This window comes from Alcanivorax xiamenensis (genome assembly GCF_009846745.1).
In the GTDB taxonomy this organism is placed as follows: domain Bacteria; phylum Pseudomonadota; class Gammaproteobacteria; order Pseudomonadales; family Alcanivoracaceae; genus Alloalcanivorax; species Alloalcanivorax xiamenensis.
Genome location: NZ_AQPF01000003.1, coordinates 152,277 through 165,221, shown reverse-complemented (window position 1 = coordinate 165,221; position 12,945 = coordinate 152,277). Strand labels below are relative to the sequence as shown.

General features: G+C 60.9%; 11 protein-coding genes. 8 read left to right on the top strand and 3 right to left on the bottom strand.

Annotated features, from left to right (window positions below; translation table 11 throughout):
• Window positions 1-5: 5 nt before the first annotated feature.
• The 5 genes from hflK (at window position 6) to A6D6_RS03560 (ending at window position 5,032) form a co-directional block, all read left to right on the top strand.
• The gene (gene hflK / locus A6D6_RS03580) at window positions 6-1,190 is read left to right on the top strand and encodes an FtsH protease activity modulator HflK (protein WP_133491740.1); all 1,185 of its coding nucleotides are present in this window, start codon (window positions 6-8) and stop codon (window positions 1,188-1,190) included.
• Window positions 1,190-2,251 carry a protease modulator HflC gene (gene hflC / locus A6D6_RS03575; protein WP_133491741.1) on the top strand — a complete coding sequence of 354 codons (1,062 nt, stop codon included), beginning with the start codon at window positions 1,190-1,192 and terminating at the stop codon, window positions 2,249-2,251. Before hflK ends, hflC begins: the two co-directional genes overlap by 1 nt.
• A 75-nt stretch (window positions 2,252-2,326) precedes the next feature.
• Window positions 2,327-2,524, top strand: a complete 198-nt coding sequence (locus tag A6D6_RS03570; protein ID WP_133491742.1) for a DUF2065 domain-containing protein — start codon at window positions 2,327-2,329, stop codon at window positions 2,522-2,524.
• Between the two features lie 16 nt (window positions 2,525-2,540).
• Complete coding sequence (locus A6D6_RS03565; RefSeq protein WP_133491743.1) at window positions 2,541-3,719, top strand: ATP phosphoribosyltransferase regulatory subunit; 1,179 nt, start codon at window positions 2,541-2,543, stop codon at window positions 3,717-3,719.
• A gap of 20 nt (window positions 3,720-3,739) precedes the next feature.
• On the top strand, window positions 3,740-5,032 hold the full coding sequence (locus tag A6D6_RS03560) for an adenylosuccinate synthase (protein ID WP_159659956.1): 1,293 nt from the start codon (window positions 3,740-3,742) through the stop codon (window positions 5,030-5,032).
• Between the two features lie 57 nt (window positions 5,033-5,089).
• Here A6D6_RS03560 and A6D6_RS03555 read toward each other — a convergent pair whose 3' ends face one another.
• Both A6D6_RS03555 and A6D6_RS03550 read right to left on the bottom strand, forming a co-directional pair.
• Window positions 5,090-6,724, bottom strand: a complete 1,635-nt coding sequence (locus tag A6D6_RS03555) for an Aq_1262 family (lipo)protein (RefSeq protein ID WP_159659955.1) — start codon at window positions 6,722-6,724, stop codon at window positions 5,090-5,092.
• Between the two features lie 82 nt (window positions 6,725-6,806).
• On the bottom strand, window positions 6,807-8,552 hold the full coding sequence (locus A6D6_RS03550) for a PhoX family protein (protein WP_159659954.1): 1,746 nt from the start codon (window positions 8,550-8,552) through the stop codon (window positions 6,807-6,809).
• Between the two features lie 321 nt (window positions 8,553-8,873).
• On the opposite strand from A6D6_RS03550, the gene A6D6_RS03545 reads away from it, so the two are divergent.
• The 3 genes from A6D6_RS03545 (at window position 8,874) to A6D6_RS03535 (ending at window position 12,594) form a co-directional block, all read left to right on the top strand.
• A complete protein-coding gene (locus A6D6_RS03545; RefSeq protein ID WP_201303694.1) occupies window positions 8,874-10,331 on the top strand; it encodes an alkaline phosphatase in 1,458 nt (485 codons plus the stop codon).
• A gap of 26 nt (window positions 10,332-10,357) precedes the next feature.
• A complete protein-coding gene (locus A6D6_RS03540; protein WP_159659953.1) occupies window positions 10,358-11,764 on the top strand; it encodes an alkaline phosphatase in 1,407 nt (468 codons plus the stop codon).
• A gap of 131 nt (window positions 11,765-11,895) precedes the next feature.
• On the top strand, window positions 11,896-12,594 hold the full coding sequence (locus A6D6_RS03535) for a hypothetical protein (protein ID WP_133491748.1): 699 nt from the start codon (window positions 11,896-11,898) through the stop codon (window positions 12,592-12,594).
• Between the two features lie 12 nt (window positions 12,595-12,606).
• On the opposite strand, the gene A6D6_RS03530 is transcribed toward A6D6_RS03535, so the two are convergent.
• Window positions 12,607-12,861, bottom strand: coding sequence for a hypothetical protein (locus A6D6_RS03530; RefSeq protein ID WP_133491749.1), 255 nt, complete (start codon window positions 12,859-12,861; stop codon window positions 12,607-12,609).
• Window positions 12,862-12,945: the final 84 nt, after the last annotated feature.

The window sequence follows — 12,945 nt, the reverse complement described above, 5'->3', positions numbered from 1 at the left end:
AATCAATGGCCTGGAATGAACCTGGCGGCAACAAACCCAGGGATCCCTGGGGTGGGGGCGGTGGCGGAGATCAACGTCCACCCGATCTCGATGAAGCGCTGAAGAATCTGAAGGATCGCATCAACGGCCTGTTTGGCGGTAAAGGCGGCAGCGGTGGCGGCGGCAAGCGAGGTGGCGGCGTACCAAAAGGGCTGCTGATCATTCTCGCTCTGGTGCTGGTGGTCGGCTATGTGATGATGGGCTTTTACCAGGTGGACCAGCGGGAGCAGGCGGTAGTGCTGCGCTTCGGCAAGTTCAACCGCATGGTGGAGCCGGGCCTGAACTGGCGCGCGCCGGTGATCGAGCAGGCGATGAAAGTGGACGTCGGCCAGAACCGCAGCTACGAGCTGAGTGAGGAAATGCTCACCCGCGACACCAACATCGTGTCCGTGACGTTGGGTGTGCAGTACAAGGTGCTGGATCCCCAGGCGTTCCTGCTGCGGGTGTCCGCTCCTGAATCCATCCTCGAACACGCGACCAGTTCCGCCCTGCGTCACGTGGTGGGCAGTTCCACCATGGATGATGTCTTGCGCGACCAGCGTGAAGATATTCGCCTGGAAGTACGCAAGCGTCTGCAGGAGTACCTGGACCGCTACAACACCGGCCTGGTGATCAACCAGGTGGTGCTGGACCGTACCGCGGCGCCGGATGCCGTGCGTGATGCCTTTGACGACGTGGCCAAGGCGCGCGAGGACGAGGACCGCTTCAAGAAAGAAGCGGAAGCCTACTATAACGCGATCATTCCGCAGGCTCGCGGTAAAGCCGCCCGGATCACCGAGGAAGCCAAGGCCTACAAAGCCAAGGTGGTGGCCGAGGCGCAGGGTAATGCCGCGCGCTTCGAGGATCTGGTGGCCGAGTATGAAAAGGCGCCATCGGTTACCCGGCATCGCCTTTATCTGGACACCATCACCGAAGTGCTGGGGGCCTCCAGCAAGGTCCTGGTTGACGTGAAAAATGGCAACAACCTGATGTACCTGCCCCTGGATCAGCTGATGAAGCCCAGGGAGGCCGCAAAAGGTGCCGGAAGTGACTCCGGCGGGTCGTCCAATGGCTCACCGCGTACCACCAACGCCGGTGCCGATGACGGCGGAAGCAGCGGTCGTCAGGCGCCGCGCAGCCTGTATAACACCAACCGCACGGAGATTCGCTGATGGGTACACGAGGTTGGCTGATGCTGGTGGCGGTGGGCGTGCTGTTGCTGCTGGCGTTCGATTCATTCTATATCGTCAATGAGACCGAGAAGGCGGTGCTCAAGCGCTTCAGCCGGATCGAAAGCACGGACATCAAACCCGGGCTGTATCCCAAGGTGCCGCTGATCGACGAGGTGATTCGCGTGGATGGCCGTTTGTTGACCCACGACGTGCCCACCCAGGCGTTTCTCACTGGTGAGAAGAAGCTGCTCAATGTGGATGCCTTCGTGACCTGGCGCATTGCTGATGTGCAGCGCTATATCGTCAGTGTCGGGGCCGGTTCCAACAACAGTCTGGTGATGGAACGCCGGGCCCGGGAACTGCTCGATCCACGGGTTAACGAAGCGCTGCGGAACCAGTTCGCCGCCCGTACCGTGCAGGAAGTGGTCGCGGGTCGGGGTGGGGAACTGCCCGACGAGGCACTGGATCCGAACGCGGTGGTCAGCGGCGAAACGCTCGATAAGAGCGAGGAGCAACTGGTCACCGAGGAGGACGAGGAGTTCCGCAAGAAGGTGCAGGAAAAAGGCGCGACTCAGGCCCTGCTGGAAGACAAGCACGATCAGCGCGAAAAACTGATGAACTCGGTGGCCGAGGAAGTGAATGCCGCCACCCTTCAAGATCTCGGTATCGAGGTGGTGGACGTCCGCGTTAAGCAGGTGGACTGGCCGGATGAAGTGCGTGGGCGGGTGTTTGACCGGATGCGCGCCGAACGGGCCCGTGATGCCGCCGAGCACCGTTCCGAAGGGCGGGAAGAAGCTGAGCGGATTCGTGCCTCGGCCGATCGCGAAGAAACCGAGATCGTCGCCCAGGCCTACGAGGAAGCGCAGAAAGTCCGCGGTGAAGGGGATGCCCGCGCCACCGGCATTTATGCCCAGGCTTACTCCCGGGATGAAGAGTTCTTCCGCTTTTACCGCAGCCTGCAGGCCTATCGGGACAGCTTCAAGTCACCCAATGATATCCTGCTGCTGGAACCGGACAGTGACTTCTTCAGGTACCTGAAGGACTCCGAGGGCGGCCGTTAGTCGTCGGCCCTTGGTCCATGGTAGAATGCCGTAACCGGGTGCTTGGCACCCGGTTTTTTTGTGGACAGGCTCCGGATGGACTGGATTCTGCTGATCAAGGCGTTATGTCTGGTACTGGTGATCGAGGGGGTGCCCCTGGCGCTGGCGCCGGAGCGCATGCGCCGCGCCGCCCTCGAGCTGGCCCGTCTGGATGGCCGGATACTGCGCGTTTGTGGCCTGGTGGCCATGGCCGTGGGCGCCGGCATTCTGCTGTTTCTGCGGCCGGGCATGTAACTTTAAGAGCGTGACAATGAATCAGGAAGAACAGTGGTTGCTCCCCGATGGCGTGGAAGAGGTCCTTCCCGAACGCGCCAGGGCCATCGAGCACCTGCGGCGCCGGGCGCTGGACCTGTACCAGTCCTGGGGTTACGAGCTGGTATTCCCGCCGCTCATCGAATTCCTGGAATCCCTGCTCAACGGCGCCGGCCGTGACCTGGAGCGGGAAACCTTCAAGATTACAGATCAACTCAGTGGCCGCCTGATGGGCGTGCGCGCGGACATGACCCCCCAGGTGGCGCGCATGGACGCTCACAGCCTGCGTCAAGGCGCCCCGACGCGGTTGTGTTACTGTTCCACCGCGCTGCGTGCCCGCCCGGCACAGGCCGGCGGCAGCCGCGTGCCTTACCAGTTGGGCGTGGAACTGTTCGGCCATGACGGCGCTGAAAGCGACCTGGAAGTCATCCTGCTGATGCTGGAAACCATGGCGCTGGCCGGCATTCAGGATCAGGTGGTGCTGGATCTGGGCCATGTGGGCATTTTCCGCTCCCTGGTGGCGGCCTGTGATCTGACCGGCGCTGACCAGGCGCGCCTGGAAGACATCTATCTGCGCAAGGCGCGCACCGAACTGAACGCGTTTCTGGCCGAACGGGCGCTGCCGGCGGCGGCCAGCCGGGCGCTGGCGGAATTGCCGTTCCTGGACGGCGACAGCACGGTGTTTGAGCAGGCCCGGGCGTTGCTGGCGGCTTTCCCGGAGGCACTGACGGCGCTGGCCTCCCTTGAGGCGCTGGCCGGCGCCTTGGCTGACAGCCCGGCGCGATTGCACCTGGATCTCGGAGAGCTGCGCGGATATCACTACCATACCGGTGTGGTGCTCGCCGCTTATCTGCCTGGTGACAGCGAACCGCTGGCCAAGGGCGGTCGCTATGACCACATCGGTGAGGTGTTTGGCCGGGCCCGGCCAGCCACCGGTTTCAGCGCCGATCTGAAGAAACTGGCGGCCCTGGCCGCCGTAACCCGGAAGGGCGGTGTGCTCGCCCGGGGCGAGTTGTCCGATGCCTCCTTCGCCGCTGAAGTGGCGGCGTTGCGCGCGGACGGCGAGCGCGTGGTGCTGGCTCTGCCCGGCGCCGATAACGACCCCGGCGAACTGGGGTGTGACCGGCAACTGGTGGCCGCCAACGATGGCTGGACCATTCAACCCATTTCCTCCTGAACAGCGAAGCAGCGATAGCCATGGGCAAGAACGTCGTAATTCTCGGCACCCAATGGGGTGATGAAGGCAAGGGCAAGATCGTCGATCTGCTCACCGATCAGGCGGCCTACGTGGCCCGTTTCCAGGGTGGCCATAATGCCGGCCATACCCTGGTGATTGATGGCAAGAAGACCGTGCTGCATCTGATTCCGTCCGGCATTCTCCGCGACGGCGTGCAGTGCCTGATTGGTAACGGCGTGGTGCTGGCGCCGGATGCGCTGCTCAAGGAGATGCGTGGTCTTGAGGAGCAGGGCGTGCCGGTGCGTGAGCGCTTGCGTCTGTCCGCCGCCTGTCCGCTGATCCTGCCCGTGCACGTGGCGCTGGATCAGGCCCGCGAAGTGGCCCGCGGTGCCCAGAAGATTGGTACCACCGGTCGCGGTATCGGTCCGGCTTACGAAGACAAAGTGGCGCGCCGTGGCGTGCGCCTTGGTGACTTGTTCCACCGGGAACGGTTCGCCGCCAAGCTGGGTGAAGTGATGGATTACCATAACTTCATTCTGCGCGGCTTCTACAATGCCGAGCCGGTGGACTTCCAGAAGACCCTGGACGAGATGCTGGCCATGGGAGAGGAATTGCGCCCCATGGTGTGCGATGTCACCGCCCAGCTGCACGGGGCCCGTGAGCGCGACGAGAACATCATGTTCGAGGGGGCTCAGGGCACTTTGTTGGATATTGATCACGGCACCTACCCCTACGTAACCAGCTCCAATACCACTGCCGGTGGCACCGCCACCGGTTCCGGTTTCGGCCCGCTGTATCTGGACTACGTGCTGGGGATCACCAAGGCCTACACCACCCGGGTGGGCAGCGGTCCTTTCCCCACCGAGCTGTTCGATGAAACCGGCCGTTACCTGGCCGAGAAAGGTCATGAGTTCGGTGCCACCACCGGTCGTGCCCGCCGTTGTGGCTGGTTTGACGCCATTGCGCTGAAGCGGGCCATCCAGATCAACTCCATCAGCGGTCTGTGTCTGACCAAACTGGACGTGCTGGATGGTCTGGAAGAAGTGCGAATCTGTGTGGGATACGAAAACGCCGCTGGCGAGAAGCTGGAATGCGCTTGGGATGCGGACAGCTACGCCGAAGTAACGCCGGTGTACGAATCCCTGCCCGGCTGGAAGGAATCCACCCTGGGTGTGAAGAAACTCGAGGACCTGCCGGAAAACGCGCGGGCCTACCTCAAACGCATCGAGGAAGTGACCGGCGCGCCCATCGATATCATTTCCACCGGCCCGGACCGGGTGGAAACCATCATCAAGCGCAATCCGTTCTCCTGAGTTCGAATTCCGCTGATAAAAAGGCCGGCTATTGCCGGCCTTTTTCATGCTTGTAACTCAGTCCTCGGCGGTGGACCAGTCCAGACGGATTTCGTAGCCGTCGATGCGCTTTTCCGGTTTCAGAGGAGCGATCTCGTCCGGGTTGATATGGCGGAAGACGTTCTCCGCCGGCGCCAGGGTCGCATCGCGTCCGTACAGGAAGCTCTGCTCCTCGACGATCAGCTTGTAGGCCTTGTTCAATGACAGGGCACGATCCTGGCTCGGTGTGATCAGCTCGTGCACATCGGCCTTGGCGACTTTCTCCAGATCGACCTCGCCGTCCTCGTTGAACCAGCGTGCCCGCATCTCGTCATTTTCGCGGAACTCATTGCCGCCGCCGACCAGATCTAGGTATTGGGCGATCTCGCCCAGGGGCTGATTCATTGCCGGTGCATCGCGCATGCCGTGCAGGTTGATATAGCCCCAGCCTTCCGCCCCGGTGACTTTGCGCGGAAATGCGAAGGTCTGATCGATGGTGGTACCGACGGTGGTGTGACAGCCCATGCAGAAACGCTGCTCCTGGTTGCTCTGAGGGCGCAGGGTGCCGTCCGCCTTTTCGATGAAGCCCAACACCATCCAGCCAAAGCCGTTGTCCATGCCACGGTCTCCGTGGTCGGTATAGGTCGGCAAGTTGCCTTCGGCCTTTTCCTGGTGTTCGTTGCCGTACAATGATTTCAACTGGGCATTATTGAAAGAACGTATCTTGTTCATGTAGCGCACTTCCTTCATGCGCCGGGGAATGCCGATGTTGCCCTGATCGTCCACGCCGACGTAACGCACGGTATGAAGAAACTCGATGCCGGCGGGATAGAGCATATCGGTGACGGGTACGTCCTTGGCGTTGCCGAGATAATGATCCCGCCGCAGCATTTCGCGGGCGGTGGTCACGGTACCGTCGCCGTCCAGATCCGCGCAGACCATGGTTTCATCGATGGCTGGCGTGGTGATGCTGTCCAGCTCCTTAATCGCCATCTCCATCAGCGAGAGGTTGGCCAGATAGACGTCCCGGGACTCGCCGGCCTGGCAGGTGCTGGTGCGGAATTTCTCGGGCAGTCGCACCATGACATCGTCGGTGCTGCCGTTGGTGGGCCAGAAGGTGCTGGGAAGAGGTTTGTAGTTGAACGCCACCCAGTGGCTGCCGTCGCGGGCGAAGCCCAGGTTGTCGAAGGCGGTGGCGCCTTCCTGCAGATCGCGGATGTAAGGAACCGGGCCTTTCCAGTCGTTGCTCTCGGCCAGCGCCTTCATGTAAGGCGTGTAGTTATCCCCATTGATATAGCGAATGATGTCGTGGTCCGACATCCTGGCCACGGCGTCGCGGCGGTCCACGAACAGGTTGAGCCAGTGATTGGTCTCTCCCAATTCGGAAAAATCGTAGCTGCCTTGCAGATAACCATCCCACATGGTGTTGGGGCGAGTCCGGTCCGGATAGGTCTGATGGCAGGTGTAGCAGGGATTGAAGTCGCCTTCGGTGCGGGTATAGCACTGCGGCGGAATCGGCGCTTCCTGATTGTAGATGCGGTTGAGGTCCGGTGGAATTTGCCGTTGGGGCCCAGCGTTCCCGGCGGCCTCGACCGTGCGGTTTTCCACTTGGCCGGCCTGGTCGCAGGCGGCCAGAAGCAGGCCGGCGAGCAAGGGCACGAAGGTGTATTTCATCGGGATAAACCTGTTGCAGCGAGACGACAAGGGGGAGGGCGCCTGAGCGCTCCTCCCCCCTTGGACGGTGAAACCGGGACGATCAGGATTCCGGATCCAGCAGCCAGACCATGTTGTTTTCGTGTTTGTTGGTGTCTTCGCCGATCAGCACGCGACCGTCATTCATGACCGCCACGTTATCCGGGCCGGACAGGCCATTCACGCTGCAGGTGTTGGCTTCGTCGGTGGGATCATAGGGGCCGCCGAGTTCCACCATATCCAGTCGGGATACGTTGTAGTCCGCTTCCAGAGGCATGCGGAACACGCCGCCGCAACGGGCGTCGTCGTTGGTCAGTTGAATGGCGCCTTCTTCGTCCAGCATGGCGCCGGAGATGTCGGACATGGCCACGTAGACGTAGGCCTGAGGGCCCTCGCCCTCGACGCTGGCCTTGGCCAGGGCCGGGTTGATGTTGATCCCTTCCATCTTGTTGAACTCGCCGGTGGCGCCCAGTTTTACCGCCGCCTTACGGGACTCCAGGAAGGCCACGCGGTTGTCGCCGAACGGATTGGCGGCGACGTCACCGCTGCCGTCCAGGTCCTGGTTCAGTTTGCTTTCCGCCCAGTCGTTGATCTGCTGATCGCTGATATAGCTGTTCTCACCTTCCACGTAGTCGGCGGCGGTGATGTCGTCGTAATCGGCGACCCAGTCTTTGATCTGGTCGTTGCCGCCATGGGCCAGCTCAACCCACTCCAGATCGAAACCGGCCTGGGCGGCGTCCATGGGAATGGCGTCGGAGGTGACCTTGGCGGCGTAGAGGGTGCCGCTGCTCAGGTCGCCCGCGTTGTCGGCGACGAACTTGAACATGATCACACCGCCGCCATCGTCGCTCATGTACACCGTTTTCTGGTCCGGCATCACCACGGCGTTTTCATGGGAGTAACGTCCCAGAGTGAAGTGCTTCACCGGGGTGGGGGTGCCGGTGGGATCGGTGATTTCGACGATGTAGCCGTAGTTATACGGGTTCGGGTAGGCAGCGGTGTAGTCGGAATTGGCTTTGCCGGCCAGATAATCCGCCAGATCCTGCACTCCGCCTTCGCCGGGTGCGTTCCAGCTCGCGGTTTCGTCAAAGTAGAGCTCTTCGGAGGTCAGCGGAGTGTTCCAGGGAGAAACCGTTCCGAAGCAGTTAACCCAGGTGCCGTGCACGGCGGAGAAGTCCACCATGGACGCATCGTTACCGTGCACCACCCAACGGCCTTCCGCGGTGCGGATCAGGTGCAGACGGCTCATTCCGCCGGGACGGTCTTCCCAGTTGGTGAACAGATAGCCTTCGTCCTCGCTGACTTGGACCCAGCCGTTGAAATCGGGGTCATTGGAAACACGGATCAGGGCGGTGCCGTCGTTTACTTCGATGGCGCCCAGACCGGTGCCAGGGGTGCCGGCCCAGGACTGGCCTTGCTGTCCCAACACGTTGTAGCGGCCTACCGCCACGCGCATGATTTGTTTCTCTTCATCGGTTTCCGGAACGGAAATCGACTCGAAGTGCTCATGGATGTCCGCCCCTTCGATCAGTCCCACGGTGGCGTGTTTATAGACGTGCCCTTCGCCATCAACGGTGACGTTGGCATCGGACGGATGCTGGATGTTGGTGAAGACCTCACCGTCCTCTTTCATGAACAGACCGGTGGCTTCCGAACCCAGCGGCAGGGTGGCGATACGGGTCAGCCGCTCCATCCGCGGCTGCGGGTCAGGGTTGCCGTCGTTATCACTATCGCTTCCGCAACCGGTCAGTGCCATGGAGATGGCAACAGCCAGCGCGCCCAGTTTAAAAGCGTCGTTCCTCAGAGACATGAATAGCTCCGTCTACTATTGTTTGGAATTGGGGTGGCGATCAGGGTGAGGCGGGGAAATGGCGTTTTAATGAGAGAAAAATGACGAAAATATTTCGCCATGATGGGAGGTGCCGGCAACGGAGCGGTCACCGTTGGTTGGGGTGAGGAAAGGAGGTCTCAGGTTGGAATTGGTGTAACTCGGCTTTGTATCGTTATATCGTTACATTTAGCGAAAGATGTCCGCGATTTAGCGGCACATTCCTGGGGGTATCTCAAAACTGTCATAAAGATTTTGAATACTCCATGCCGGGGTGGCCCTCTCCCAGTGGGGCTCGAAGACATGACGATGAGACAGGAAGTGCCGATGAAAATGCTCAAGATGGCGGGGCTCGCTCTCGCCGTAACGCTGACTGGCTGCGGCAGTGACAGCGACAATAACGATGCGCCACCGCCCGCCGCCAAGAAAAACGTGCTGTTCTTCCTCGGTGATGGCATGGGTATCACCACGCTGACCGCCATGCGCATCTTCGAAGCCGGTGAGGCGGGCAGTATCACCATCGATACGCTGCCGGAAACCGCTTTCGTTCGCACCTACTCCGCGGATGGTCAGGTGACCGACAGCGCGCCCTCCATGGCCGCTTACATGACCGGCGTGAAGATGAAGAATGAAGTCATCTCCATGACCACCGAAACCAATGCCTACGCACCGGACGGGTCTCAGTACGTGGATGCCGACGGCAACAGCACCTGTGAGCAAGGTAATGGCGCTCCGGTGGAAACGCTGCTGGAAATGATGAAAGGGCAGGGCTTCGCCACCGGCGTGGTTACCACCACCCGGGTTACCCACGCCACTCCGGCAACCACCTACGCCCATATCTGTAATCGCAATGGTGAAAACACCATCGCGGCGCAAATGGTACCGGGGGGAGAAGGCTTCAATGCCGCCCTTGGCGATGGCGTTGACGTCGTCCTCGGTGGCGGCCGTCGTCACTTCCTGCCCGCGGATCAGAGTGGTCGTCGCACCGACGGTCGTAATCTGATTGAGGAAATGCGGACCGCCGGCTATCAGTACGTGGACAGCACCGACGCTTTGATGGGCGTGACCGACGATACCGCGAAGCTGCTCGGCATCTTCACCAGCAGCGACATGAGCTATGAGCTGGATCGTATTCCCACGCAAGAGCCGAGCCTGGCCGAGATGACCGGTAAAGCCATCGACATGCTCAGTACTCGTGACAATGGCTTCTTCCTGATGGTGGAAGGCGGCCGTATTGACCATGCTCTTCATGCCACCAGCGGCAAGCGCGCGCTGACCGACGGTATTGCGTTCGATAACGCGGTAAAAACCGCGCTCGATAAAATGGAAGAGATCGATCCCGGGCTTGAAAACACGCTGATCGTGGTAACCGCGGACCATGACCACACCCTGGTGATCAATGGCTATGCCGAGCGTACCGGCAAGACCACCGAGGACCACGCGGGCGTTCTGGGCATGGTTCGTAACTACGCCAACGGTCCGAACAAAGGGGAGCCGCGCACCGATGTTGATGGTAACCCCTACACCATTCTCGGTTTCGGTAATGGCCCGAATCGTCCCGCTACCCGCGTCGCGTTGACGGAGACCCAAACCGCCGCGGATGACTACCTGCAGGAAGCGGTCATTCAGCTCAGCAGTGAAACCCACGGTGGTGGTGACGTATTCCTGGGGGCGGTTGGTATGGGGGCCGACGTTTTCCACGGTGTCATCGACAACACTGAAGTCTTCGGCAAGATCAAGGCCGCTCTGGATCTGGATTGAACCGCCAATTAAAGCAGGAGAGAAACATGAAACGTTCCGTTATTGGCGGTGCACTGATCTGCTGTGCCGCCACTCTGATGACCCAGCCGGTCAACGCCGCTCAGGCCAAGAATATTATTTTCTTCCTCGGCGATGGCATGGGCCCGGTTACTCAGACCGCCGCTCGCATCTACGCTGGTGAAAAGGCCGGTCTGGAAGTGCCGGAGACCCATAAGCTGGCGATGGAAAAGCTGGGCTACGCCGCGCGTATCAAAACCTACTCCGAGGATGCTCAGACCACCGACAGCGCTCCCGGCATGGCCAGCTACATGACCGGTATGAAATCCAAGAACGAAGTGATTTCGATGACGCCGGATGCCAACCCCAACGATGACGATGGTAATCCGTACCAGAACAATGGTGACAGCCTGTGCCCGGAAACCGGTAATGGCGAAGCGGCGGAAACTCTGCTCGAGATCCTCAAAGCCAAGGGCTACGGCACTGGCGTGGTGACCACCACGCGCATTACTCATGCCACGCCCGCCACCACCTACGCCCACATCTGCAACCGCAATGCTGAGAATACCATTGCCACGCAAATGGTGCCGGACGGCGACGGTTATAACAACGCGCTGGGGACTGACGGTCTCGATGTGATTCTCGGTGGCGGCCGCCGCCACTTCCTGCCAGCTCCGGAAGGGCGCCGCAGTGATGATCGTGATCTGATTCTGGAAATGCAGGACAGCGGTTACACCTATGTGAGCAGCGGCTCCGAGCTGGCAGGTGTCGACCTGGCCAGCACCGATAAGCTGTTCGGGCTGTTCAATAACAGCGACTTGAACTACGAGCTGGATCGGGTCAATAACGATCTGGATGAACCGAGTCTGGCGGAGATGACCAGTGCCGCCATCGATATCCTGTCCCGCAATCAGGACGGTTATTTCCTGATGGTGGAAGGCGGTCGTATCGATCACGCCCTGCATGGCACCAACGCCAAGCGCGCACTGGAGGACACGCTGGCGTTCGACGAAGCCATCGCCGCCGCGGTGGGCAAGGTGAATCTGGAAAATACTCTGATCATCGTTACCGCGGATCACGATCACGTCATGGCGTTCAATGGCTACTCCAAGATCGGTAACCCGGTACTCGGTTTGCTGAAGGAATACCGCACCGGCGGGCTGGCGCTTGATGCTCAGGGCAAACCCTTCACCACTCTGGTGTTCGGTAATGGTGGCGGTCCCCGCGAGGCGGATCGGACCACGCTGACCGAAGACGAAGTGCTGCGGGATGATTACCTGCAGGAAGTGGGCGTGAAACTGGGCGGACCCGGCAGTGAAACCCACGGCGGTGGTGATATTCGTCTGACCGCGGGTGGTGCCGGCAGCGATCTGTTCAAAGGCACCCTGGATAACGTGGAAGTATTCGGCTTGATCCACGAAGCCATGGGCCTCTGAGTTTTCGGGTATTCATGGGTGGCCCTTCGGCCACCCTTTTTTATGGCCGCCGTCCGTGGCGGTCACTCTTTGGGCCGTCGCGGAGCAACGTTAAAAATTGCTCCCGGCCATTCTTAATGGGTAGTGGAACAATGGTTGTTGAAAGAATCGGGCGTCTGGCCCGGCTGAGCCTGCTGGGGACGATGGTGTCCCTGGCCTGGCCGGTGACCGCCTGGGCGGACGCCGCCTCCGCGCTGCGCGTGGAGTATCACCAGTGGCAGGTGGGCAAGGATGGCGTGCGGCAGGAATTGTCCTACGCGGAAAAGCTGTATCGCCAGGAAAACGCCTTGTGGGTGGAACGGGAGGTCCCGGAAGCGGCGCAACGGGACCATGACGATCATCACCACGGCGGTCTGGGCCACAAGCATGCGGATGTGGTGGGGGCGCCATTGTGGATCCAGAGGGACGGCGACGGTAACGTCGACGTCAAACTGGTGGACCGTTACGAACAGCGCCTCATTGATATCGCGCCACCGTATTACGGCAACGTGGGCTACGACGGCCACTGGGTGGAGACCTGGGCGCTGTTGGACCCGGCCACCTTGTCTGCTCTGGAACCATCCTCGGTGGCTGAGAATGGTGTCGAAACCTACCAGATCCAGCGCGGCTCTCAGTATATTACCCTGGTGTGGAACCCCGAGCGGCGTTACGCGGTATCGATCCGAGCCCGGGACGAGCACGGTTTGTCCGGCCGCACCATCGAAGCAGAGGAAATCACTGACCCCAACCCTCTGCCCTGGACCGCCCTGGAGGGGTACAGGAACCGGGATTACTCGGATCTGCTTGATTGACCATCGGCGGTCTCAGCGGCGTTTGATGATGATCAGCGCGATGGTGATGCCGAGGGCGGCGGCGGGAAACAGTAGCAGAAATTTCTGACGTCGCTCGGCTCGGGCTCTCTGTTCGTTAGCCTTCTGGATTTCCGGGTGTACCTCGGCCTGCGCGGTTGCCGGCAGATAGGCCGGCGCCTGCAAGGCCAGAAACAGGGCCAGTGCCAATACGGGCAGGCGGCGGCCCCGGGAGGCATGAGGGGCGGGGGTGGCTTGATTCTTTTGCATAGGGACCACGTTATCGCTCGGTTCAGCGTGCGGCCCGGATATTGGGCCACTTCGGCGGCGTATGCAAGTTCACCATCCCCCGCT